This is a genomic window from Chryseobacterium sp. PvR013, from assembly GCF_017833095.1.
GTDB classification, from domain to species: Bacteria; Bacteroidota; Bacteroidia; order Flavobacteriales; family Weeksellaceae; genus Chryseobacterium; species Chryseobacterium culicis_A.
The window spans coordinates 3796892-3822475 of sequence record NZ_JAFIBT010000001.1; the positions used below are offsets into that span (position 1 = coordinate 3796892).

Consider the following 25584-nt stretch of genomic DNA (forward strand, 5'->3'; position numbering starts at 1 on the left):
ACAGATCTTTTTGTGAGAGCCGTTTGATTTTACTCTAAATTCCTATTTTTACCGTAAAGTTTATTTATGAAAAAAACACTTTTCTTTTTATTATTTTCGATAGTATTATTTGGACAGAAAACAGAAACGATTGATCTTTCAAAATCCATTAAAGACAGCAAAAACTCTATTAAAAGTCTTACGGTAATAGATCAGAGAGCAGATCAGGAAGTTGGAATGATCATGTACCATAAGGACGAGGTGAAAATTATTTTCGAAAATAATGCCAGCAAAGACATACAAGACTGGTTTTATAAATACAATCCGGTGAGAGGGAATAATGACATGGTTTTCGTGCTTGAAAATTTGAAAATTTCAGAAGACAGAAAAGAAAAGTATTCTATCGGAAAGCTTGAATTAAGAGCAAGCACATTTAGTAAGAAAGAAGATGGCTATCATTTTATTGACAGAAAAGATACGATAGTAACTGTTTCATCACGTATAACACCTTATTTAGCTCAAAATCTGGCAAGAAAAGCGACTTTAATTCTTACTGATCTCTTTAAAGAATCTTATAAAGGAATGCCATGGGAGTTTAGTATTCAAGAAAGTGATCTTCCTAACTATGCTTCTGTATTAAAAGAACAACTTAGTATTCTGAAGGCAAACGAACTGAAAGAAGGAGTATATAAAGATTATTACAGCTTTTTTACTCATACTCCTGAACCGGGATTTACTTTGCAGGCTAATGATAAAGGATTGGTGACAAAGGCAGTAAAAGGAGAGGATAAAACAGGAATAAGACATTTTTATGCTTTTGTGCATAATGGGATAGCATACAAAAATATCCCTGTTGGGTATACTGAGATTTTTAAAGATGAGAATGGTGTTTTTATTGAAGTAACTAAAGCAGAATTATTTCCTGAAACCACTACAAGTGCTGTCACCATTGGTATTGGAGCAGGAGGTCTCGTTGGTGGTGTTATTGGAGCAGTTATAGATGTCAGTTTCTCAAATAAGAAGAAGAATACTTTAGGCCCTAAAGTTTATCTAGATCCTTTTACAGGAAATTATTTGTTACCGGAAGACTTTGGTAAAACGAAATAATATTTGAAAAAAAGGGAAAAATTGAGCTTCTCTTCTTATTGTTATCTGTGTTTCAGTGAAAAGAAAGAATTAAGAATGAAAAATTCTCTTGCATTTTCTTATCTTTGCAAATTACAAGATTCTTAAATGAAAAACATACGAAATTTTTGCATAATCGCTCATATCGACCATGGTAAAAGTACCCTGGCAGACCGTCTATTGGAGTACACGAATACGGTTACCCAAAGAGAATTACAGTCTCAGACGCTTGATGATATGGATTTGGAGAAAGAACGTGGGATTACAATTAAATCACACGCCATCCAGATGGATTATGAGTATAAAGGAGAAAAATATATTTTAAACCTTATTGATACACCGGGACACGTAGACTTCTCTTATGAAGTATCCCGTTCTATTGCTGCCTGTGAAGGAGCTCTTCTTATCGTAGATGCTGCACAAAGTATTCAGGCACAAACCATCAGTAATCTGTATCTGGCACTGGAAAATGATTTGACGATCATTCCTATTTTGAATAAAATTGACCTTCCGTCTGCCAATCCTGAAGAAGTAACCGATGAAATCATGAATCTGATCGGATGCGAATATGAAGATGTATTAAGAGTTTCAGGTAAAACAGGAGAAGGTGTTCACCATCTTTTAGAGCAGATCGTAGAAAGAATTCCGGCACCGGTTGGAAATCCTGACGGTCCGCTTCAGGCTTTGATCTTTGACTCTGTTTACAACCCTTTCAGAGGTATTGAAGCCTATTTCAAAGTTGTAAACGGAAGTATTACTAAAAATGAAAAGATCAAGTTCTTCGCCACCGGAAAAGAATATGGAGCTGATGAAGTAGGAACATTGAAATTGAAGCAGGTTCCAAAGAAAACCATTCAGTGTGGAGATGTAGGATATCTGGTTTCCGGGATTAAAGATGCCCGTGAGGTAAAAGTAGGAGATACGATCACTTCTTTTGAAAACCCTGCTGATGGTCCTATCGATGGATTTGAGGAAGTAAAACCAATGGTATTTGCTGGTATTTATCCAATTGATTCTGAGGATTTTGAAGAGTTGAGATTCTCTCTTGAAAAACTAAGACTGAATGATGCTTCTCTGGTTTTCGAACCGGAAAGTTCTGCCGCTCTTGGTTTTGGTTTCCGTTGCGGATTCTTAGGAATGCTTCACATGGAAATTGTTCAGGAACGTCTTGACAGAGAGTTTAATATGAACGTGATCACAACGGTACCGAACGTTTCTTATTTTGGATATACTAAAAAAGAACCTGAAGTTCCGATTCTGATTAACAACCCATCTGAAATGATGGATCCTTCTACAATGGATAGAGTAGAAGAACCTTTCATCAAGGCTTCTATCATTACAAAATCCGATTTCGTGGGAGCTGTTATGACTTTATGTATCGAAAAGAGAGGGGAAATTGTTAACCAAAGTTATCTGACATCAGAAAGAGTGGAGTTAATTTTCAATATGCCTCTTGCTGAGGTGGTATTCGATTTCTATGACAGATTAAAATCAATCTCTAAAGGATATGCGTCATTCGATTATCACCCGATTGGGTTCAGAGCTTCCAAGCTTGTAAAAATGGATATCCTGATCAATGGGGATATGGTGGATGCGCTATCATCTTTGATTCACGATTCTAACGCTTATTATATTGGTAAAAGAATGTGTGAAAAACTTCGTGAGCTGATTCCTAGACAGCAGTTTGATATTGCTGTTCAGGCTGCATTAGGTACGAAAGTAATTGCCAGAGAAACGATTAAAGCTTTAAGAAAAGACGTTACTGCAAAATGTTACGGAGGAGATATCTCCAGAAAACGTAAACTATTGGAGAAACAAAAAGAAGGGAAGAAGAAAATGAAGCAGATTGGTAGAGTAGAAGTACCACAATCGGCATTCATGGCTGTATTAAAACTGAATGATTAATTCACTATAAAAATAAAAAACCGCTTCACACGAAGCGGTTTTTTTATGGATTTATTTCTTACGGGTATATTTTATTTCCATGGTTTTGTACTCTTTTCCTGTTTTGGAATCAGGGCCGTACATTTCTAGTTTTTGAGTATTATCATCCACAAATGTGAAAACTTCTCTGAAATCACAATCCTTTCCGGGTCTTGAAGGATCGGTCATTTTTCCTTTAAACTCAACTGATTTTGTAGAAGGATTCCAATCTCCTTCGCTATGCATAATTCCGGTTCCCATATTGTCTATCCAGGTACTGACAAACTTCTTTTTGGAATTGTCATATCCCACAATGCTCATTCCCTCAAATGGCATTCCCATAAAGTTGCCTTTGTGATTAGTCATCTGATAACGTCCGCCATACATCATTTTATTAGTAGCCTCGGATTTACTTACCATAGGTTTTCCTCCATTTTCCATCCACATAGTAGTTTCTCCGGCCCAGTTCCCATCAGATTTTGCAAGCATTTTTTGCATTTCCCCAGGAGTGGCATATTCCGTCCAGTTTTTCATAGCCGTTGCGGAGTCTACGGGTTTCCATTCAGAATTGGTTGCGGTAGAGTCTGTTTTATCAGTAGCATTCGCAGCTGTTGTTTTTCCTTTCTCACATGCTGTTAATAAAAAAGCAACAGAAAGAATTGTTAATACATTTTTCATAATAATTTAGTTTTAAGATGGTTAGAATAATAACTTAAAGATAGGAACTTTTATTATAGCCGAAATTATTTTTTACTATCAGCATAAATCGTAGCTTTGTGTATTCGTAACGCAAATCAATTTTATGGAGTCCCCAAAAAAATTACAGGATATAAAAGTGGCTGTAGACGCCGTTATTTTCGGATATTTTGATAAAAAAGATCTTCAGATCCTTCTGATTAAAAGAAATATAGAACCCTTTAAAGGAGGCTGGGCTCTTCCGGGAGGACTTGTTCTCGATGATGAAAGTGTAGATGATGCAGTAAAAAGAGAACTCTATGAAGAAGCTGGCATAAAGCCTGATTTTTTAGAACAACTCTACACATTTGGTAATCTGGGTCGTGATCCGAGGAACAGAGTGGTTTCTGTGGCGTATCTGGGGCTTGTAAACCCATCTTACCATGAACTCTTTGCTGATTCAGATGCTGAAGATGCACAATGGTTCAGTATTAATAAACTTCCTTCTGTGGCTTTTGACCATAAAACAATCATTGAGACTGCTTTAAAAAGGCTTCGTACAAAAATTCAATATCAACCCATCGGTTTCAATCTTCTCAATGAAGAATTTCCTTTTTCAGACCTTGAAAATCTTTATAAAACCATTGTAGGACAGGAAATTGACAGAAGAAACTTCCGTAAGAAAATCATGAGCTACGGACTGCTTAACGAAACGAATAACGTCAAAAAAGAAGGCAGCGGAAGACCCGGAAAGCTTTTTACTTTCAATAAAGAAAAGTATAAAGAGCTGGAAGAGCAGGGCTTTTATTTTGAAATAAAATAGTTATAGCTAAACACAAATTTCATTAATAATGTGTCACTAATGTTCACAAATATATTAGAACAAAAAGTATTATAATATATTCAATAGGAACGGGCTTAGCCCGTTTTTTTATCATTCAATTCAATTGGCTTTAGCCGAAACGCATCAAATTGGTGTCATTTGTGATTAAAATTTGTGCTATTCGTGTTTGTTGAAATTAAATTTTTGTCCCTGAAAATCAATTGATTAAATTTATTAGCGTAAAATTAACACAAATAAATTTGGTGCAAAGACTGATAATATTTTAAATTTGTGTAGAAATAACGCAATCATGAAATACACCCTACAAAATATTACAGAACGATTTCAGAAGAAGGAAAGGATAAAATTTCTTTTTTTCTGGGGGCATTCGGCAAAAGATAGTATTACCAAATCATGTTTCAGTCAATGGTTCCCGGGAAGATTTGAAGAAAACGGGATTATTTATAAGACAGCAGAACATTATATGATGGCTGGAAAAGCCAGATTGTTTAATGATCCTGAAACGGAAGCGGAAATTTTAAAGTCGGATACTCCTAACCAGGCAAAAGCTCTGGGTAGAAAAGTAAAAAACTTTAATGCGAAACTTTGGGATGAACATAAATATGAACTGGTAACCCAAGGAAATCTTTTGAAATTCTCTCAGAATCAGAAATTTAAAGATTTTCTTTTGTCAACCGGAGATAAAATTCTGGTAGAAGCAAGTCCCTATGACAGAATCTGGGGTATCGGAATGCTGGAAACAGATAGCAGAGCTGAGAATCCTTTATTATGGAACGGAGAAAACCTCTTAGGATTTGCTTTGATGGAAGTAAGAGATCAATTAAGAAGGTAAAAACACACACAACACCAACACAAAATAGGAATTATGGAAAAAATAGAATTACACCCACAGATATTTCTGATAGAAGATTTTCTTACTGAAACCGAATGTGATCAGTACATCAGCCTTTCACAGGAAAAGGTTTTTGAAGAAGCAAAGATTAATGTATTTGGGCGTCAGCAAATGAACAAAGGAATCAGAAATAATGACCGATTGATGATTTTTGATACTGCCATTGCTCAGGATCTTTTTGACAAAGCAAACCAATTCTTACCTCAGGAATGTGATGGATATCAACTGTTTAACTTTAATGAAATGCTCAGAGTCTATAAGTACGCTCCGGGACAGCAATTTAAGATGCACAGAGATGGAAGCTATATCCGAAATGAGAAAGAGCAAAGCTTTTATACCTTTATGATCTATCTGAATGATGATTTTGAAGGCGGAGAAACAGAGTTTGAAAACCTATTTACAGTAGCTCCCAAAAAAGGAACAGCCCTTATTTTTCATCATCCTTTAAGGCATGAAGGAAAGACTTTAATCAGCGGATTAAAATATGTATTGAGAACAGATATCATGTACTCAAAAGTATAAATTATCCGTAAAAAAGAAAGACATTGCTATGTCTTGTTTAATTAGCGTATTATTAACACAAATAAAAATGTTTGATCATGGAAGATGAATTAAAACCAAGATTTATCGAATCATTACAAAGAAATAATGATCAGATCAGAGAAGACCGTGCAAAGATTATCGGAGCAGATTCCGAGTTGATCTACAGACGCAGAGTTGAAGATATCGAATTAAAAATCAAAAGACTTGAGCGCGAACAGGAAGGACTTATTGATATCAGTCCTTTAGACAGAAACAGTCTGACTTTTGCGGATTTCAATCCCGAAGCATTCGTTCAGAAAGACATGGAATTATCATTAACAATCAGAAATCTGAATATTCAGCTTGAAGTAACCCAGAAGAGATTTGAATATTTATTTGGAAAAAAATTATAATCATGGGAAGTACAAGATACGATTTAGACGCTCGTTATGACAGAGCAAGAAAAGCAGGGTACGGAACAAAATCCGCAGGTGAAATTTTCACTCAGAATGCCAAAAGAATGGCCCACGAATCAATGAACCCTCACGGAATTTCTTTTAGAGAATCCAGAGATTCGGAAGTTCATCCTCACTCAGTTCCGATTATTTTAGGATTAGATGTTACCGGAAGTATGGGACATATTCCCCATGAATTGATTAGAGATGGATTGCCCAAACTAATGGGCGGAATTATCCAGGGTGGTGTTCCGGATCCAGCCTTATTATTCCTGGGAATTGGAGATCATGAATGTGATGGTTACCCGCTTCAGGCTGGGCAGTTTGAGTCAGGCGATGAAGAACTGGATATGTGGCTTACGAGAACCTATATAGAATCCGGAGGCGGCGGAAATGCCGGTGAAAGTTATCTTTTAGCATGGTATTTTGCAGCATTCCACACCAGAACAGATGCTTTTGAAAAAAGAGGACAAAAAGGATTACTGTTTACCATTGGCGATGAACCTTGCTTGAAAACGCTTCCTGCTTCAGCCATCAGAGAAATTATGGGGAAAGGACAGCAAACGTATACCCATATTGAATTGTTGGAAGAAGCAATGAAAAAATATGAAGTATACCATATCAGTGTTTTGCATTCTGATCAGGCACTCAGAGCAGACCGGGGATGGAGAGAATTGTTAGGACAAAACTGTATATCCATTGAAGATCACAGAGAAATCCCTAATGTTATCAAAGGAATTATCTGCGATAAGTTTAAAAATAAAACCTTGGGAACAACAGGTTTAGATCAGTTTCAGATGCTTTAGAACAAGGCAATTGACGTTTAAAATAAAAGGACATGAAAAAGGCGCAAATCGTAATAGGACTAGGTTTTGGTGATGAAGGGAAAGGAATTACCACAGATTTTCTGGCTTCTCAGAATCCTGAGGCTGTTGTGATCAGATTCTCAGGAGGTCAGCAGGCAGCACATACCGTAATGATGGATGAAAGAAAACATGTACATTCCAGTTTTGCAAGTGGAGCACTCAGAGGGCTGCCTTCTTACTTCACCGAGCACTGTACGATACATCCTGTTTTTCTACTCAATGAAAGAGAAGAATTAAAAGCAAAGAATGGAAATATTGAACTGCATATTCATCCATTGGCGAAAGTGACTACTCCTTTTGATGTATGGCAGAACAGAACCAATACCAGAAATCTGGAACACGGAACTTGCGGAAAAGGAATAGGAGCAACGATGAAAAGAAACGAAAGCCCTTATAAACTGTTTGCCATAGACCTGATTGGACCCAGAGAAATGCTGATGGAAAAACTAAAAGGAATCGCTTATTATTATGGCTTTGTCGAAGAGAATGAGATCAGAGAACTTTTGAACCCTTTCTTAGAAGCTATTGATGGGATGGATTGGAAAATAAATGATTATACCTGGCTGGCTTCATTCAACCACGTTATTTTTGAAGGAAGCCAGGGTATTTTACTCGATATGGATCATGGTGTTTTTCCCAATGTGACCTATGCTCATACCACTTCAAAAAATGCATACGAAATCTGTAAGCTTTTAAAAATTGAAGACATTGAAATGTATTATGTCACCAGAAGCTATGCAACCCGTCACGGAAACGGCTGGATGAGCAATGAAAAACAAATGAACCTGAGAAATAATGAAGAAGAAACCTGTACATTTAATGAATACCAGAAAGAATTAAGAACAGGAGAAATAGATTACAGCCTCTTGAATTATGCTTTGAAGTTAGATGGAGCTTATGTATTTCCGGCTAAAAAAAACCTTGTGATTACCTGTTTGGATCAGATGGATGAGAAATTTAAGCTGGAAAACCTGGATATAGAATTTGATGCTGTCTACGGATCTTATTCTCCTTATTCAAAAGATTTTAAGCAGATTTTTTAAATTTTGACGATACAAGTATTAATTTTATACGGGTCAGAACCAGGATATTGATAATGAATAAAAGTAAATAACCATGAAAACAATACAATATTTAAAAGGCGATGCTACAATACCAGAGGCAAAAGGGATAAAAATTATTGCCCACATCTGTAATGATGTAGGAGGTTGGGGAAAAGGTTTTGTACTGGCAGTTTCCAGAAGATGGGAAGAACCGGAAAAAGAATACAGAAACTGGCACCACTTCAGAAGTAAAAATAATTTTGCTTTAGGAGAAATTCAGTTGGTTCAGGTTGAAAGATATATTTATGTAGCCAATATGGTTGGGCAAAAAGGAATAAAAACCGGAAGTAAAGGGGTTCCTGTTCGTTATGATGCCATTGAAAAAGGTTTGGAAAAACTTGCCAATGAAGCTTTGGAGCTCAATGCAAGTGTTCACATGCCGAGAATCGGGTGCGGACTGGCAGGAGGAAAATGGGAAGAAATAGAACCTATTATTGAAAGAACACTGCTTGCAAAAAATGTAGAGGTGTATGTGTATGATTTTTAATAAATTAACAGTGATGAAAGAATTTGAAGTAAGAGCAGATTATAAAAATGATACTCTGGTAGTATACCAGGCTTATAATAAAACAATTGCAAAAGCAGCTATAGAGAATCAGAAGTTTATGGCACCGTTTTCATTGAACAGAATGACCTGGATAAAGCCTTCTTTTCTTTGGATGATGGAGCGCAGCAACTATGGACAGAAATCCAATCAGGAATGTACGCTGGCAATTCACATTAAAAGAGAGGCCTGGGAGAAGGCTTTAAGCAAAGCAATACTTACTTCACCAGAAAAAAGAGTCTATCCTGATCCCCGAAATTGGGAAAAAGACTTTGAAAATGCTGAAATTTATGTGCAATGGGATCCTGAAAGAAATATTAAGGGAACGAAACTTAATTACCGTTCCATCCAGGTTGGGATCAGCAGATCACTGATTGAGGAATTTAATGAAGAATGGATTGTGAAAATAGAGGATTACGGCCCTTTGGTTAAGAAGATTTTGACCCTTACCAAATCAGGGGAATTCGATAAGGCAAAGAAACTGCTGCCTGTAGAAAAGAATTATCCCTTATCAGATGAACTGGCCCACAAAATTGGAGCCACAGCGTAATAATAATTAAAAGAAATGCCATGAAAACAAGAACATTATACAGACCAGTAGGAGAAAAAGAAATGATATTGATTATAGAAAGTGGATTTAAAAAATTTCCTCCAAGATTGGATTGGCAGCCCATTTTCTATCCTGTACTTAATGAAGAATATGCTTCCGAGATTGCTGAAAAATGGAACACCAGAGATGAAGCCGGAAACTATCTTGGTTTTGTAACCCAGTTTGATGTATTGGAAGAAGTAGCAGATCAATATCCTGCACAGAATGTAGGGGCAAGAAACCATAATGAACTTTGGGTTCCTTCAGAAGAACTGGAGAACTTTAATAAAGCTATTGTAGGCAACATTAAAATAAACAAAGTATTTATTGGAGATGATTTTGAAAAGACAGAAAATGCTGAACTGGAAGAGCTGATGATTAACATTAAAAACTAACCATGACAAATAAAGGAATGGCAAAAGATACCTTAGATATCCTGGCCAAAAAATATTATATCAACGAACACAACGAAAAAATAAATATAGAAAACGAACTGGAAATCAGTAAAAAAGAAACCGTTCTTTTCACTCCGGAACAACTTTCTGAAATGAAAGAATCCCCAATGCCAGAGGCAGGTTTTGAAACTCAATTTGAAACCTGGAAATGCAGTTCTTTAAAAGCAATTCTACAATTAGCCGAAGAAGAAAATCAGGAAAAACTCATGTGTCTGAATTTTGCATCAGCAAAAAATCCCGGAGGTGGATTTATCAACGGAGCGGAAGCACAGGAAGAAAGTCTGGCAAGAACTTCCGGATTGTATGAAAGTCTGCTTCAGGCCTGGGATTATTATACGACTCACCGCGCGATGGAATCCTGTTTTTATACTGATACAATGATTTACAGTCCCAAAGTTCCGGTTTTCAGGAAAGATAAAGGAGAATTGCTTCCTAAGCCTGTGCTGTGTAACTTCATTACCTCTCCGGCAGTTAATGCAGGCGTGGTAAAACGCCAGGAACCGGAAAGAGAACATGAAATCCTTGAGGCGATGGATCTAAGAATGGATAAAATGCTTTCGCTGGCTTTACAGCAAGGAAATGAGGTCTTGATTTTAGGAGCCTGGGGATGTGGCGTTTTCAAAAATGATCCAAAAGAAATTGCAGGATTATTCAGGAAGCATCTTCAGGGAAAATATAAAAATAAATTTAAAAGAGTGGTTTTTGCAGTGCTTAGCAGGAAAGAAGAAATGCTGAAACCGTTTGAAGAGATACAATGAAAATTGAATTAATAAAAGGAGACATCACAAAAATCCAAGCCGATGCAATTGTCAACGCAGCCAATTCCTCCTTACTTGGTGGAGGCGGAGTAGATGGAGCTATCCACAGAGCAGGAGGTCCAGTGATATTAGAAGAATGTAGAGAGATCAGAAACAGACAAGGTAAATGCAATACCGGAGAAGCTGTCATAACAACAGCAGGAAATCTTCCAGCGAAATATGTTATTCATACTGTAGGTCCGGTTTGGAATGGTTATGTGGAAAAAGAATCAAAACTTCTGGCAAACTGTTATCATAATTCCTTAAAATTGGCAGAAAGTCTTGGTGTGAAAACCATTGCTTTTCCTAATATCAGTACAGGTGTTTACCGATTTCCAAAAGAACTGGCAGGAAAAATTGCTGTAGATGAGGTCAGAAACTTTAAGTCAGATGTCATTAAGAAAGTTATTTTTGTTTGCTTTGATGATGAAAATGAATTGATTTACAAAAAACTATTAGATTAAGCCCATGAAAAAACTAACCATATTAAGCGGCGCAGGAATCAGTGCCGAAAGCGGAATAAAAACCTTCAGAGACGGAGACGGTCTCTGGGAAAATCATAATGTAACAGATGTGGCAAGCCCGGAAGGATGGCGAAAAGACAGAGCTTTGGTGCTGGAATTTTACAACCAGAGAAGACGCCAGCTGCACGAAGTACAGCCCAACGAAGCCCATCACTTACTGGCAGAACTGGAAAAACATTTTGATGTTCAGATTATTACCCAGAATATTGATGATCTTCACGAAAGAGCAGGATCTACCAATATCCTTCATATTCACGGAGAATTGTTCAAATCATGCTCATGCAACAATAAAAGTCTGATTTATGAACAAAAAGAAGACATCAAACTTGGGGACAAAGCCGAAGATGGAGCACAATTAAGACCATTTATCGTTTGGTTTGGAGAAGATGTTCCTTTGTATCAGAACGCAAGAGAAATCGTGAAAGAATCAGATATTTTACTGGTTATCGGGACATCTTTACAGGTATATCCTGCAGCCGGACTGATTCATGATATCAAAGATGAATGTCTTTTAATCGTCATCAATCCCAATGAAACAGGATTTGGATATGGACAAAGAGCCGTAGTAATGAAAGAAACAGCAACCCAGGGAATGAAACTGTTGTTTGATAAACTGATCAATCTTGCCTGATGGAAAATAAAATAAAAGCCGGAATCATGGGCGTTTGCATAGGAGACGCGCTTGGTGTTCCGGTAGAATTCAGGAGTAGAGAACAACTTAAGCGCTCACCAGTTACTAAAATGCGTGCTTTAGGAACCCATCACCAACCTGCAGGAACATGGAGTGATGATGGTTCTTTGACACTGTGTCTTGCAGATAGTTTGTGTAAAGGATATAATCTCGAAGACATTGCAATGAAATTTTTGCAATGGTATAATGCAGAAATATGGACTCCTCATGGGCGTGTTTTTGACATAGGTATCGCAACTTCACAAGCTATTTTTAGAATTGGAAAAGGGGTTTCTCCTACTTTATGTGGTGGGAATTCTGAGTTCGACAATGGAAACGGCTCTTTAATGAGGATTATGCCACTCGTATTTTACATCAAGGATTTTCCTATCGAGAAACGTTTTGATATTATAAAAGACGTTTCCTCTATTACACACAGACACATCCGTTCAGTTTTGGCCTGTTTTATTTATTTGGAATTTGCGTTGGAGATTCTAAAAGGGAAAGAAAAGTGGGAAGCATATAGAACAATGCAAAAAACAGTTAGAGAATTTTTGGATTATAATCTTATTTGTTCACAAAGTGAAATGGATAAATTCCACCGGATTTTAGAATTAAAAGTAGGTGAATATGATTTGGCTCCCCTGCATACTTTACAGGAAGAGGAAATAAGCTCTTCCGGCTATGTTCTTCACAGCCTGGAAGCTTCTCTATGGTGTTTTCTCAACTCAGAAAGCTATTCTGAAGCAGTTTTGAAAGCGGTAAACCTCGGGGAAGATACCGATACCACCGGAGCAATCACAGGAGGTATTGCAGGTATTTATTATGGATTTGAAAATATTCCGGAAGAATGGATTTCAGAGCTGGTGAGAAAGGATGATATTGAGAAATTGTGTGAGAAATTACACCAAAAATTAATGAACTAAAACACAAACGATGAACGAAATAGAAAAGAAAAAAATAAGTAAATTTTTAAGCCTGATCCTACGTCATCAGCCGGAAAGCATAGGACTAAAGCTCGATGAAAATGGTTGGGCAGACATAGAAGAGTTGAGAGGAAAATCAGCCAAAAGACGAGTGTATTTCACTCCCGAAGAACTGGATGAGGTGGTAGAAACCAATAACAAAAAGCGTTTTGCTTTTAACGAAAATAAAACCATGATCAGAGCAAGTCAGGGCCATTCTATTGATATAGATCTGGCGTTGGAAACAAAGCAACCCCCTGAATTTCTTTATCATGGAACTGCTGAAGCCAATATCTCTTCCATTTTGGAAAAAGGAATTGAAAAAAGAACCCGTCAGCATGTACACTTAAGTGCTGATAAAGAGACCGCTACAAAGGTCGGAATGAGACACGGTAAACCTGTGATTCTTACCATCAGAACCGGAACAATGTATCAGGATGGATTATCTTTCTACCAGTCTGCAAACGGAGTCTGGCTTACGGATTTTGTAGATGCAAAATACATTTCGAAGTAAAATGAAAAGAACATTAGTAATAGGAGACATTCACGGAGGATTTAAAGCCTTACAGCAGGTTCTTGAAAGAGCAGGAGTGACCCAAAATGATACACTAATCTTCCTCGGAGATTATGTGGATGGATGGAGCGAGTCTTCCGAAATTATTAAATTTTTAATAGAACTTTCCGAAAAACAGGAATGTATTTTCATCAAAGGAAATCATGATGCCTGGTGTGAAGATTGGTTAGCTTTGGGACAAACCCCCGATGTATGGCTTTTCAATGGCGGAAAAAGTACCGTAGAAAGCTACAAAGATTATCTCCCGGAAGATATGGATATCCATCTGGAATTTTTTCAAAGGATGAATAATTATCACATTGATGATCAGAACCGCTTGTTTATTCATGCAGGATATGCTTCCATGCATGGCCCTGAAAGAGAAGTCTATTCCAGCAATTACCGTTGGGACAGAACCCTCTGGGAAACCGCTGTAGCAATGGATAAAAGACTGCAGAGAAATTCAGAATTTTATCCTAAGAGACTGCTTTTGTACAAAGAAATATTTATCGGACATACGCCCACTATTGACATTGGTATGACAACACCCGCCAACAAAGCCAATATCTGGAATATGGACACCGGAGCAGCCTATACCGGATCTTTATCCATCATGGATATTGATTCCAAACAATTCTGGCAAAGTGATCCGCTTCCTGCCTTGTACCCCAATGAAAAAGGAAGAAATTAAGATTATTAGAGAAATAGCCCTCATAGATTTCAAAACCTTTGAGGGTTTTAATTTAAAAACAATTTCGCTTATTCGTCCATTCATAAAAGATGATTAATTTTAAAGTCTGAAAATACGACTTCAATGAAACTGAAATATCTTTTATTCACCCTGAGTTCTACTTTGTTTTTTGCTCAAAAATCATTTCAGACCCCTTTTGAAAAAGGAAATGGCAACCAGACTGTTACCTATGACGAAATGAATAACTACTATCAGGATCTGGCTAAAAACTTCAATACCATTCAGTACCTTAAAAAAGGAGAAGATGACAACGGAAAACCTATTTATGTGGTAGTTTACAATCCTTTTCCTGAAAAAGATCTTGAAAAATTAAGAAAAGATAAAGCCATTCTCTTCGTCAACAACGGCATTCACCCGGGAGAACCGGACGGAATAGATGCTACCATGATGCTCATGAGAGATCTTGCAACCCAAAAGATCAAAACACCACAGAACTTTATCATTGCCGCTATTTCTGCTTATAATGTGAGTGGAATGTTCAACAGAGGATCTTATTCCAGAGCCAACCAAAATGGCCCGGAGCAGTATGGTTTCAGAGGAAATGCTAGGAATTATGACCTGAACAGAGATTTTATTAAAGCAGATTCTAAAAATGCCAGAAGCTTTCAGGAAATCTATCAATGGTTAAAACCAGATGTTTTTATAGATAACCATGTCAGCAACGGAGCAGATTATCAATATACATTCACTTATATTTCAACCTTTAAAGAACGTCTGGGAAATACCCTTGGAGCTTATTTCTATAACGATTATCAGGCTAAAAATCTTGAGGACATGAAAAAATTGGGCTATGAAAGTACACCTTATGTCAATATTCACGGAGATGTTCCTGAAGTGGGATTTGCTTCATTTGAAGACTCTCCGAGATATTCCACAGGATATACTTCCCTTTTCAATTCTTTAGGAACAGTCCCTGAAACTCATATGTTAAAACCTTATGACAAAAGAGTGGATGCTACTTACAAATATATGTGGGTCAACCTGCAGAATTTAGATAAAGATTATCACAAAATAAAACAGCTCCGTATTGAAAACCTGAAACAATATCAGGCTGGGAAACAGTATGGCATCCGTTGGAAAATAGATTCCACCAGGTTTTCTACCATGGATTTTAAAGGCTACGAAGGAAAATACAAACCCAGTGAGGTTTCCGGGAAACCAAGGCTGTATTATGACAGAAACAAGCCGTTTACAAAGAACATAAAACTCTTTACTACAGCTGTTCCAACGGGATATATTACCATTCCAAAATATTACGTGATTCCGCAGTCACAGTATCGGGTTCTTGAAGAATTTAAAAGAAATAACATTCAGATGAAACCGATTCAGAAAGACAGTACTCTGGCGGTTGAGTCCTATAAAATTAAAGATTTTAAAACCGTTAAAAACCCTTATGAAGGGCATTATCTGCATTTTGAAACCACCGTCGACAAGTCCAATAAAAGTATGATGTTTTCCGCCGGAGATTATCTGGTTTCTACCAATCAGTCTGGGGTAAAATATATTATAGAAACCCTCGAGCCTGAAGCACTGGATTCATTCTTCAACTGGAATTTCTTCGATGGGATTTTAGCACAGAAAGAATATTATTCTGCTTACATTTTCGAAGATACCGCTGCTGAATTGCTTAAAAAAGATAAAAAACTGAAAGAAGCCTTTGAATCAGCCAAAGCATTGGATAAAAAATTGTCTGAAGATGGAACTGCACAACTGGATTGGATTTACAGACATTCCCCTTATTTTGAAGAAAAAACATTTAGACAGTATCCTGTTTATAGAGTCTTGTAAAATATTGATTATGAATATTTAAACTAAAAAAAAGACGTTTCAAACGAAACGTCTTTTTAGTTATCTTGGTAAGCCTCTTTTCAAGGCCATTTCTGCTCTTTTAATTGCCATTTTCTCTTTCCAGTCCATGTAATTCTTTTTGAAATTGGACTTCATAATGTCGTCAAATTTACGCTGTACTGTAAGATTCCATAAAGAATGAGCCTTTACCGCCCATGATTTGTCCCAGGCCCTTAAAGAAATTGAGAAACTTCCATCCAGATATTTCATCCAGTGCCACCATCCTGTAGGCATGAACAATGTATCTCCATGTTCAAGGTAACATTCAATTCCTTCTACACCATCCAGTGCCGGGAATTTTGTGAAATCCGGGTTTTCAATATCGTAATCTTCCAGCGCATAGGTTGCATAAGGAATCTGATAAAGTCTTTCCCTCCATTTATAGTCAAAAAGAAGAATATGTTTTCTTCCATTGAAGTGGGTATGGAAAATATGAGCCATATCAATATCAAAGTGAAGGAACGTTACAGATCCTTTACCACCAAAGAACATATTAGGATACTTATCAAGGAAACCTCCCATGAGTTCTTTAGGAGAAATATAATCTTCCAAAAGTTTAGGAGCAAATTTTATAGGATCAAAAAGGAATATTCTGAGATCAGTAGGCTCTCGCTGGATGAGATCTATATAATCTCCAAATTTCATTTTTGCGGCTGAAGAATTAATGGGAGCAGAAGGATCTGCCTTTGAGCTGTCATATAGCGGAACCTCTACATCTCCTACAACTTCCTTCATATATTCCATCGTCCATTTTTGATAAGCAGGCCATTTTTTTGCCATATTCTTGATGACAACGGGCCTTCTTGGCTTCAGATATTTTTCGTAGAATTCTTCTTTCGAAATGTCATCTACAACATCTATAGGCTTTAAAATTATTCCCATTTTGTAAATTTTATGTTACAAAATTATTAAATATATGTTGATGTACTAGTCTTTAATTTTTTTTTAATCTATGATTCAAATCAGATTTTCCTATGTAAAATAGTAATCCCCCAATAAAATTTTCACTTCTCGTAATATTTGCCCTTTTTCTATTAAATAAGTCAATCTGTATCAGGATTTTGTTACTAATTTTTCAATAGTCAATAATCTGTTTTTTTATGAATTTGTATACTTAATATTAGTTTTCAAAAATATTTTGAGAGAGATAGTATGAATTGTAAGCCACATTAAAATTGATTCAAAATGAACCTGCTTTAAAAATAATTCAAAGGTTAAAAAAAATATCACTATGTTTGTAGTGATAAAAATTTAACTTTTTCCTGTAAAATTCATCTTTATAAAAAGTGTAACAAAAAACTACAATGGTTAACTAATTGAGCAAATAATAAGTATGAAAAAAAATATTTCTTTATTTCTGATGCTTTTCTTTACTGTGCTTACGTTTGCACAGAAAACGGTTTCGGGAAAGATTACGGATGATGATGGGGTAGCCATACCAAGCGCCAGTGTGACCATAGAAGAGCCCGGTAAAGATGCTATTCTGGCTTATGCCATTACCAATTCCAAAGGAGAATATAAAGTAATTTTCACTTCCGCCGAATCTAACGTGGATCTAAAAGTGAAAGCATTCAACCAAAAACCACTTACAAAGCAGATTAATAACAGCGATCAGACGCTGAATTTTAAAATGCAGTCCGAAGCCACAGAAATTAAAGAAGTACAGCTGAAAACAAAAATGATTACCGCAAGAGGGGATACCATTTCTTATGACCTTAAAGCTTTTAACAGCAAAAACGACAGAACGCTGGCGGATGTGATGAAGAAGATTCCGGGAATTGAGGTGAATAATGATGGTACGATTCTATATCAGGGTAATGCGATCAATAAATTCTATGTGAACGGAAAAGACCTTATGGAAGGAGGTTATGGAACCATCAACAACTCTCTTCCAAAAGATGCTGTACAAAAAGTAGAAGTTCTTGAAAACCACCAGCCGGTAAAAATTCTCCAGGACAAAGTGCCTTCAGATCAGGCAGCGATTAATATCAAGCTTAAAAACTCTGTAACGATGACAGGTAGAGGAGAAGTAGGAACCGGTTTCGGAGATCCATGGCTTTGGAATGTAAAACTGACTCCCATGTTTTTTGGACAGAAAAGCCAATGGGTAGTCAATTATAAAACCAATAATATGGGTGAGCAGGTAGAAAATGAAGGGAATATCCTTGCTTTCGGAAGCGCGTGGGAAGGTAGAAGAAGTAATATTTCACAAAACAATTGGTTAAATGTTGAAAATGCTACTGTACCGGATCTTCCGGTAAAGAGATATTTGATGAACAGTGTTCACTATCTTTCAGCCAATTACCTTACCAATATTGATAAAAAGAAAGAATGGGAGCTTAAAGCCAATGCCAATTATACTAATAATGCAGTGGAAAGAGAGTCTAACAGTATTACCAGAGACATTCAGCAGGGAACACAATATAATACAAGGTTCCTGAATAACTTCTATACAGATAAATTAAAAGGGGAATTAATTTTTACTAAAAATGCTAAAAAGGGATTCTTCAAAAACACAACAACATTCTCTCAATTCTGGAATGCTGACAGGGCATTGGCAGAAAGAAATGATAAACAAGGATACAGAATAGGAAACGAAGCTTTAGAATCACCTACAACATCTTTCCAGAACTCTTTAAGCACGATTATTCCTTGGAAAGAAAAGATGGTGAATTTCAAATCCTATATTAGTTATCAGAATGACAAGCAGATCTTAGAAATTTCTCCTGCAAACTATTTACAGTTCCCATACAAAGAACCGGGAAGCAAAGATTTTACAACGATAAACTTTACCCCAGGAAGTACGGCTTTGCAGTATTTCAGAATCAAATCTTTAGATACCTCACATTCTGCAAATATCAGTTTTTCTACGAAAGGATGGACGTTTACCCCACAAGTAGGATTTGACCTTTCAACGGATAAGCTGACAACAAATTTTGATGGAAGTACAGTCGGGAATAAACCGGATTTTGCAAGCTTAGCCTATGAAAATGATTTGAAATTTACGAGAATCAATCCATCTGCCTCAGTGGGAATTAATTATAAATCAGAAGCATGGAGTTTATTCTCAAGCTTCCCTGTTAATTTTAATAATATCAAAGCTGAAGATGCTTTTAGAAATGTTTCCAAATCTTTGAGTAAAGTAACATTTACACCCAATATTTTTGCTCAGTATTCATTCGCTTCGTTTTTCAAAGCAAGTTTGAATGGGGGAATCAGCAATAATTTCGGAGATATTCAGACTGCCTATGCGGGATATATTCTGACAAGTCCGGCAGGATTTAATGTGATGAATCCTAACAACCCGATTCCTGAAACCAATACTAAAAATGTAGGGACAAGATTGGAATACAGAAATCCGTTAAATAACCTTTTCTTCAATGTAGGCTATAGAATAAGTGATGCTAAAAATAACCTTATTGCCTCAAGTATCGTTAATGAATCCGGATTCAGAGTAACAGAATACCTGGAAAGAGAGAATAAAAGAACCAGCAATACCTATTATGCGGAAATAGGAAAATATTTTCCTAAGTTTAAAACCAACGCATCATTAAGCTATAACAATACAATCTCTAAATCTCAATCTATTAGAAATACCGATGATATTGATAATAAAACGAACGGGAATACTTTTGGAGTTAAATTTAACAACACCTATTTCTCATGGATGAGCGTAGACTTTAACGCCTCTAAAACCTGGAATAAGACCTCTAATATTTATCTTACAGGTAACAAAGGAAAATCTGAAGGATACAGTCACAACCTTAACGTATTTTTCTATCCGTTAGAAAACCATACCATAGGATTTTATTGGGATCAGATCAATTCAAAATCTGCAGATGTAAAATATAACAACGGTTTCTTTGACCTTTCTTATCAGTTCTCATGGGCTAAAAAGAAAGTTGATTTTGAACTGAAGTGGATGAATATCGCAAACAAGAAAGTATTTGAAAGAATAGATATTGATAATACAACGATTACTCAGACGACCATGCAGCTCCGTCCAAGCCAGGTCATGTTAAGTGTGAAATTCAACTTTAAATAAAATAAAAACCAATCCATCCGGATTGGTTTTTTGTTGAGATATACTATATATTAAAATTAAAAACTTTGCTGGTCTGCTGAAGGCCCATAGCTTCCCGGCAAAGGAATATTGTTCAGTCTGTAATATACTCCCAGTTGCGCTCTGTGATGCGTGATCTGGTTTAATGCATGACGGATTGCTCCGTACTTACTCCAGCTTGCCAGTTCATGGCCGTCATTTTTAATCGTCCAGCTGGGATTCAGATCCTCTTCTTTACTGTTTTCTAATGCTTTTTTGCCAGCCTGATAATCTTCTTCCAGCTTTTTAAGAAGGTCTTCTTTTGTAGAAAGAACGGTAGGTTTGTAGTCTCCTTTTCCAAAATCAAGTTCAGAAGTGTTTAAAATGGTGTTCGGCCATTCAAAAACTTCTACAAGATGAGTGGCAAGCGGCATCATCTTCATGCTTTTTTCATGCGGAGCAAAGTCGTTTTTACCTTCAGGGAATCGTTCAATAAATTTTTTTGTGGTTTGGAATTCTCCCTCCAGTTCGGATTTTAATTGAGATAAGGTATCCATAATATTTTGTTTTTTAGAAACTTAAAGGTAAGCGTTTTAAAAATGAAACTGTTTTAAGAGAATCATAATTTTTTAATCTGGAAAGACTTGAAAGCAAAGAATACTTTTCCTGAAAATAAAATTTGAAAAAAACTGTAACAAAAGAATAGATATCATTACTAATTATATAAACTTGCTACAATGAAAAAGTTATTCTCCGTATTTCTTATCGCTCTATTTGCTTTTGCAGGAGCTCAGGAGTCAAAGGAAACCGCGAATCGTTTCTTTTATGAACTGACTTTTAAACCGAAGAAAGATTCAGCGAAGCTGGATAAAGTGATTACCATTTTGGATATTACTCCTAAAAAATCTATCTACCAGGATTATACAATGCCTGCCCAGGATTCAATTATTAAAGTTCAGGTAGAAGAGATGGAAAAAACCAAATCCTTTAAGGATATGAGTAAAATGATAAGATGGCCTAAGTTTTCATACAAGATTCTTAAAAACTATCCGGAAATGAAAGTGCAATATGTAGATAAGATTAGTAGAAACTTTTTCTCTTATGATGATGATGTGAAATTGCAGTGGAATATTTTACCAGAAAAACAAAAAATAGGAACTTATAATACACAAAAAGCTACCACTGAATTTGGAGGAAGAACATGGACGGCATGGTTCAGCTCGGATATTCCTTTTCAGGATGGACCTTATAAATTTTATGGACTGCCAGGTTTGATTGTAAAAATTGAAGACGCGGATAAAAATTATTCATGGCTGTTAAGTGGGAATAAAAAAATAGAAAATTACGACGAAGTGTCTTATGCAGATAAGATTAATGCAAAGATGGGAATGTCTAGTAATACGGTAACTCCAACTACAAAAGAAAAATTCAAGAAGTCATTTGATGCCTTTAAAGCAGATCCATTTGCTGAATCTCGTCCCTATATGACTGCTGAGACGATGAGCAAACCAATGCCCGGAACAGATGGAACCATTGGTGATTTTATGAAAAGGATGGAAAAACAGGTGAAAGATTTCTTCGGATCCAATGACAACCCAATAGAAAAAGAACAGGCTTCTGACAAGAAGAAAAAATAAGCTTCATATCAACTAAATTATATTTTGAATCAACCCAGATACAGCAATGTATTTGGGTTGATTTCTTTTTATTAGATAAATTCTATACTTGATTCATAGAAATTTTTAAATTTTTTCAAAAAATATTTGATTTTGTTTTTTTATTCTCATATGTTTGTTAAAACTAATTTAAAAATTATACCATGAAAAAAACTTTTGTCGCAGTTTTAGTGACAACATCTGCCCTATTGTTTGCAAAAACAGAATCTCCAAAAACAGAGAATCCAAAAAATGCAACAGAAACTGTTTTAGTCGCTAAGAAGACTATCGAAAATACAGATCAACTACAAAAACCTATTACATTATCCACCACCGCAAGAAAGAAGGAATTGACTACAGCAGAAAAATGTGCTATTGAACTTGCTGTAGGTCCTATAATTGCCGGACCTCCTGTTCATTGCTTCCAGCTTGGCGCAGAAGGAATTTCTTAATAAGATTTACCATCAATCCAACTACATTGCGTGTCTGGGCTGATTTCTTTTTTTTGTTAAAAACTAATTTAAAATATTATACCATGAAAAAAATTATTATTGCATCATTATTGATGACATCAGCAGTTGCATTTGCAAAAACAGAATCTCCAAATAAAATTGAGGAGCCTAAAAATACCACAGAAACTGTTTTAGTTGCTAAGAAGACTATCGAAAATACAAATCAACTACAAAAGCCTATTGCATTATCTACAACGGCAAAAGAGAGGGAATTGACTAATGAAGAAAAATGTATTATTGAACTTGCTTTAGGGCCTATTTTCGTAGGACCTGCTGTTCATTGCTTCCAGCTTGAGTCAGAAGGAGTTTCATAATAAGATTTACCATCAACCCAAATACATTGTGTGTCTGGGCTGATTTCTTTTTTGTTAAAAACTAATTTAAAATACCATACCATGAAAAAAATTATTATTGCATCATTATTGATGACATCAGCCGTTGTATTTGCAAAAACAGAAGAACCAAAAGCAAATACAATCGAAACCCCAAAAACGGAAACTGTTCTTATAGCTAAAAAGAATTTTAAGGATGAAAAAGGGGTAATAAAAATGGCAACAGCAAAAAGATTGAATCCTTTCCAACAATGTGTTTTCAACAATTCAATATCTCTTTCTTTAATGTACATATCCATGGGAATACCTACTGAAGAAGGCTTTGTTGAGGCAGCAGCAACAGCCAGTTGTATAGCTAGTTTTGGAGGTCTATAACTAAATAGTAAAAAAAATTATAAGGTTCAGGAAGTTTTCTTTCTGAACCTTGTTATTTAGATTAAATTTAAATAGCGTATATTTGCAGGACTAAAAATTAGGCTTTGAAAGAGAAAGGATTACATAAATTAAGTGGATTCCCTAAAAACAAAATGGGGAAGATATTGGGGTATGATAACGACCATCTTAAAATGCCCAATAAAATTATTGAAATGGGGCTTCTTCCGGAAACCTCTTTCAGAATTTTGTATCAGGCACCATTCAATGGGCCTATGTATGTGGAGTTTGGAGCAGAAAAAAGCCGGATTGCTCTTCGTGAGGAAGAAGGAGATTACATCATTGTTGAAGAATTGAATTAATGCAGGAAAACAAGAAAAAACAGATACTTTTAGTCGGAAATCCTAATGTAGGAAAGTCAACGGTTTTCAATACACTTTGCAACAAAAAGCAGAAAACCGGAAACTATGCCGGCGTTACCGTAGCCAGTCACTCGGGGAACTATACGTATAAAAACGAAGAAGTGGAAGTCATTGATCTTCCTGGTTCTTACAGCGTTTACCCAAGCTCAGAAGATGAAGCTATTTTTTCCAAATACCTTATCGACGAGCAGAAAAACTACGCAGGAGTTGTTTATATTCTTGAAGCATTAAGTTTAAAAAGAGGATTGCTTCTATTTCAGCAGATTCAGGATCTTGGCATTCCAATGATTCTGATTGTCAATCAGATTGACCAGGCCGAAAGAAGAGGAATCACCATAGATATTCAAAAGTTTTCCGAAGCATTAGGGATCCGGATTATTCAGACCAACGCCAAAGAGCAGATTGGAATTGATACCGTGAGAGAAGCTGTTTACAACAATGAATTTGTAAAAACAAATACAGTTTCTTTTGAAACCCCCAACGAACACAGAGATTTTATTCAGAAACTGGCAGCACATAAAGGTTTCGATAATGAATATAAAGCCTGGATGAGCCTTTCATTGGGAACAGATCTTGGAAGAATAAGCTCAGTAATGGAACAGTTCAATGAATCTGATTCTAAAAGTCTGGTTCCGAAAAGATTACAGGTTCAGGAAACCGTAAGAAGATATCAGAATGTAGACAAAATACTGGCTGATGTTATTTCTAAAAAAGCTCAGTTCAAAGAATTACTGACCGAAAAACTGGATAAAGTTTTAGTCCATAAATTCTGGGGTTATGTAGTTTTTTTACTCATCCTGCTGGTTATTTTCCAAAGCGTTTTCTTCCTTGCGGAATATCCTATGAACTGGATCGAAGAAACATTTTCCTGGCTTGCTGCATTTACAAGCGAACATCTTCCGGAAGGACCAATTAATTCACTGATTTCTAACGGAATTGTTCCGGGAATTGGAGGAATTGTAGTTTTTGCTCCACAGATCGGAATCCTGTTGTATTTCCTTTACCTGCTGGAAGATTCAGGATATATGGCAAGAGTCGTATTCCTGATGGACAGATTACTTCGTCCGTTCGGGCTTAACGGGAAAAGTATAGTGCCGCTTGTATCAGGTACAGCCTGCGCTATTCCTGCTGTGATTTCTACAAGAAATATTGAAAACGTAAAGGAAAGACTGCTTACCATACTGGTAACCCCATTTATGACATGTTCTGCAAGACTTCCGGTATACAGTATTATCATCGGACTGATTATCTCAGAAGGAACATTTTTAGGAATAAAATATAAGGCGCTGGTCTTGATGGGAATGTACCTTCTTGGCTTCTTAGTCGCTTTATTCTCAGCAGCAATCCTTAAAAGATTTATTAAAAGTAAAGGAAAAACGTACCTTGTAATGGACCTTCCCGCTTACAAAAAACCACTTTTCGGCTATGACTTTAAAATGGTTCTGGGAAAAGTATGGGATTTCATTACCGGAGCAGGAAAAATAATTTTCATCGTAAGTATCATCATCTGGTTTCTGAGTTACTTTGGACCCAGCCAGAAAACCAATGAATTTGTAGCTACAGATGTTCACCTTGACCATTCTTACCTTGCGAAAATGGGTAAAGGAATAGAACCCGTGATTGCTCCGCTTGGCTACGACTGGAAAATGGGAGTGGGAATTCTTACCAGCTTCGTCGCAAGAGAAGTTTTCGTAGGAACAATGTCTACACTTTACAGTTTGGAAGATGATGCTCCCGAAGTAAAAGTAATTGATAAAATGAGAAGAGATGTGAAGCCCAACGGAGAAAAAATCTTCAGTTTTGCTACCGGAATCTCAGTTCTTCTTTTCTATGCATTTGCAATGCAGTGTGTTTCTACACTTGCAGTAGTCTACAGAGAAACCAAAAGTTGGAAATGGACCTGCTTTCAGGTAGTCATGATGACAGGTTTGGCATATTTTGTGTCGATGATAGCATATCAGATTTTAAAGTAATGGATTCATCATTAATTATTCAGTACGTACTTATTGTATTAATTGTAGCATTCGCTTGTTACTCTTTATTTAAAGTACTTAAAAAGAATTTTGCACCTAAAAAATTCAGCTCCAAAAGAACCAACTGCGATAAAGATTGCGGCTGTTCTTAATACTGGGTTGATCGGATAATTGAAAAAAATGTAGTAATTTCATT

Annotated in this window: 28 protein-coding genes; 25 read left to right on the forward strand and 3 right to left on the reverse strand. The window is 36.2% G+C overall.

From position 1 onward, the window contains the following. Positions 1 to 66: 66 nt before the first annotated feature. Positions 67 to 1086: a hypothetical protein gene (locus tag JOE44_RS17305; protein ID WP_209786536.1), complete on the forward strand. Its 1020-nt coding sequence runs from the start codon at positions 67 to 69 to the stop codon at positions 1084 to 1086. 126 nt (positions 1087 to 1212) lie between these two features. Continuing rightward, complete coding sequence (gene lepA / locus JOE44_RS17310) at positions 1213 to 3009, forward strand: translation elongation factor 4 (RefSeq protein WP_105702314.1); 1797 nt, start codon at positions 1213 to 1215, stop codon at positions 3007 to 3009. Positions 3010 to 3060: 51 nt separating this feature from the next. Here the strand turns inward: lepA and JOE44_RS17315 are convergent, their stop codons facing one another. Then, positions 3061 to 3705 (reverse strand): DUF1579 domain-containing protein, encoded by a 645-nt coding sequence (locus JOE44_RS17315; RefSeq protein ID WP_209786537.1) that lies wholly within the window; start codon positions 3703 to 3705, stop codon positions 3061 to 3063. 124 nt (positions 3706 to 3829) lie between these two features. Between JOE44_RS17315 and JOE44_RS17320 the strand changes: the two genes are divergently transcribed. The 16 genes from JOE44_RS17320 (at position 3830) to JOE44_RS17395 (ending at position 16020) form a co-directional block, all read left to right on the forward strand. After that, positions 3830 to 4525 (forward strand): NUDIX domain-containing protein, encoded by a 696-nt coding sequence (locus JOE44_RS17320; protein WP_034694004.1) that lies wholly within the window; start codon positions 3830 to 3832, stop codon positions 4523 to 4525. Between the two features lie 310 nt (positions 4526 to 4835). Further along, positions 4836 to 5378: an NADAR family protein gene (locus JOE44_RS17325; protein ID WP_209786538.1), complete on the forward strand. Its 543-nt coding sequence runs from the start codon at positions 4836 to 4838 to the stop codon at positions 5376 to 5378. Between the two features lie 33 nt (positions 5379 to 5411). After that, on the forward strand, positions 5412 to 5960 hold the full coding sequence (locus JOE44_RS17330; protein WP_209786539.1) for a 2OG-Fe(II) oxygenase: 549 nt from the start codon (positions 5412 to 5414) through the stop codon (positions 5958 to 5960). 77 nt (positions 5961 to 6037) lie between these two features. Then, a complete protein-coding gene (locus JOE44_RS17335; RefSeq protein WP_120232302.1) occupies positions 6038 to 6373 on the forward strand; it encodes a hypothetical protein in 336 nt (111 codons plus the stop codon). A 2-nt stretch (positions 6374 to 6375) separates the two neighbouring features. Next, positions 6376 to 7221, forward strand: coding sequence for a hypothetical protein (locus tag JOE44_RS17340; protein WP_209786540.1), 846 nt, complete (start codon positions 6376 to 6378; stop codon positions 7219 to 7221). Between the two features lie 32 nt (positions 7222 to 7253). Further along, positions 7254 to 8324 carry an adenylosuccinate synthetase gene (locus JOE44_RS17345; protein WP_209786541.1) on the forward strand — a complete coding sequence of 357 codons (1071 nt, stop codon included), beginning with the start codon at positions 7254 to 7256 and terminating at the stop codon, positions 8322 to 8324. Between the two features lie 73 nt (positions 8325 to 8397). Next, entirely contained in the window at positions 8398 to 8871 is a 474-nt protein-coding gene (locus tag JOE44_RS17350) for a macro domain-containing protein (RefSeq protein WP_209786542.1), read from the forward strand. A 13-nt stretch (positions 8872 to 8884) separates the two neighbouring features. After that, a complete protein-coding gene (locus tag JOE44_RS17355) occupies positions 8885 to 9478 on the forward strand; it encodes a DUF4291 domain-containing protein (protein WP_209786543.1) in 594 nt (197 codons plus the stop codon). 20 nt (positions 9479 to 9498) lie between these two features. Beyond that, entirely contained in the window at positions 9499 to 9912 is a 414-nt protein-coding gene (locus JOE44_RS17360) for an ADP-ribosylation/crystallin J1 (protein WP_209786544.1), read from the forward strand. 2 nt (positions 9913 to 9914) lie between these two features. Beyond that, the gene (locus tag JOE44_RS17365; RefSeq protein ID WP_209786545.1) at positions 9915 to 10730 is read left to right on the forward strand and encodes a TIGR02452 family protein; all 816 of its coding nucleotides are present in this window, start codon (positions 9915 to 9917) and stop codon (positions 10728 to 10730) included. Beyond that, positions 10727 to 11233, forward strand: coding sequence for an O-acetyl-ADP-ribose deacetylase (locus JOE44_RS17370; protein WP_209786546.1), 507 nt, complete (start codon positions 10727 to 10729; stop codon positions 11231 to 11233). The genes JOE44_RS17365 and JOE44_RS17370 overlap by 4 nt, the downstream gene beginning before the upstream one ends. Before the next feature lie 4 nt (positions 11234 to 11237). Beyond that, entirely contained in the window at positions 11238 to 11924 is a 687-nt protein-coding gene (locus tag JOE44_RS17375; RefSeq protein WP_209786547.1) for an NAD-dependent deacylase, read from the forward strand. After that, complete coding sequence (locus tag JOE44_RS17380) at positions 11924 to 12889, forward strand: ADP-ribosylglycohydrolase family protein (protein ID WP_209786548.1); 966 nt, start codon at positions 11924 to 11926, stop codon at positions 12887 to 12889. Before JOE44_RS17375 ends, JOE44_RS17380 begins: the two co-directional genes overlap by 1 nt. Positions 12890 to 12899: 10 nt before the next feature. Next, entirely contained in the window at positions 12900 to 13442 is a 543-nt protein-coding gene (locus tag JOE44_RS17385) for an RNA 2'-phosphotransferase (RefSeq protein WP_209786549.1), read from the forward strand. Position 13443: 1 nt separating this feature from the next. After that, complete coding sequence (locus JOE44_RS17390; RefSeq protein ID WP_209786550.1) at positions 13444 to 14172, forward strand: metallophosphoesterase family protein; 729 nt, start codon at positions 13444 to 13446, stop codon at positions 14170 to 14172. Between the two features lie 123 nt (positions 14173 to 14295). Then, positions 14296 to 16020 carry a hypothetical protein gene (locus JOE44_RS17395; RefSeq protein ID WP_209786551.1) on the forward strand — a complete coding sequence of 575 codons (1725 nt, stop codon included), beginning with the start codon at positions 14296 to 14298 and terminating at the stop codon, positions 16018 to 16020. 60 nt (positions 16021 to 16080) lie between these two features. On the opposite strand, the gene JOE44_RS17400 is transcribed toward JOE44_RS17395, so the two are convergent. Continuing rightward, entirely contained in the window at positions 16081 to 16962 is an 882-nt protein-coding gene (locus tag JOE44_RS17400) for a cupin-like domain-containing protein (RefSeq protein WP_209786552.1), read from the reverse strand. A 451-nt stretch (positions 16963 to 17413) separates the two neighbouring features. Here JOE44_RS17400 and JOE44_RS17405 point away from each other — a divergent pair, with 451 nt between their 5' ends. Then, positions 17414 to 20125: a hypothetical protein gene (locus tag JOE44_RS17405; RefSeq protein WP_209786553.1), complete on the forward strand. Its 2712-nt coding sequence runs from the start codon at positions 17414 to 17416 to the stop codon at positions 20123 to 20125. Positions 20126 to 20181: 56 nt separating this feature from the next. Here the strand turns inward: JOE44_RS17405 and JOE44_RS17410 are convergent, their stop codons facing one another. Continuing rightward, positions 20182 to 20679: a DinB family protein gene (locus JOE44_RS17410; RefSeq protein WP_209786554.1), complete on the reverse strand. Its 498-nt coding sequence runs from the start codon at positions 20677 to 20679 to the stop codon at positions 20182 to 20184. Between the two features lie 180 nt (positions 20680 to 20859). Between JOE44_RS17410 and JOE44_RS17415 the strand changes: the two genes are divergently transcribed. The 6 genes from JOE44_RS17415 (at position 20860) to feoB (ending at position 25388) form a co-directional block, all read left to right on the forward strand. Beyond that, positions 20860 to 21759, forward strand: coding sequence for a GLPGLI family protein (locus tag JOE44_RS17415; protein ID WP_105682887.1), 900 nt, complete (start codon positions 20860 to 20862; stop codon positions 21757 to 21759). A 182-nt stretch (positions 21760 to 21941) separates the two neighbouring features. Next, on the forward strand, positions 21942 to 22229 hold the full coding sequence (locus JOE44_RS17420; protein WP_209786555.1) for a hypothetical protein: 288 nt from the start codon (positions 21942 to 21944) through the stop codon (positions 22227 to 22229). Positions 22230 to 22312: 83 nt separating this feature from the next. Continuing rightward, on the forward strand, positions 22313 to 22603 hold the full coding sequence (locus JOE44_RS17425; RefSeq protein WP_209786556.1) for a hypothetical protein: 291 nt from the start codon (positions 22313 to 22315) through the stop codon (positions 22601 to 22603). Between the two features lie 81 nt (positions 22604 to 22684). Further along, positions 22685 to 22996 (forward strand): hypothetical protein, encoded by a 312-nt coding sequence (locus JOE44_RS17430; RefSeq protein ID WP_209786557.1) that lies wholly within the window; start codon positions 22685 to 22687, stop codon positions 22994 to 22996. 104 nt (positions 22997 to 23100) lie between these two features. Next, the gene (locus JOE44_RS17435; RefSeq protein ID WP_105682883.1) at positions 23101 to 23355 is read left to right on the forward strand and encodes a FeoA family protein; all 255 of its coding nucleotides are present in this window, start codon (positions 23101 to 23103) and stop codon (positions 23353 to 23355) included. Further along, the gene (gene feoB, locus JOE44_RS17440; RefSeq protein WP_209786558.1) at positions 23355 to 25388 is read left to right on the forward strand and encodes a ferrous iron transport protein B; all 2034 of its coding nucleotides are present in this window, start codon (positions 23355 to 23357) and stop codon (positions 25386 to 25388) included. Before JOE44_RS17435 ends, feoB begins: the two co-directional genes overlap by 1 nt. The last annotated feature ends 196 nt before the right edge of the window (positions 25389 to 25584 follow it).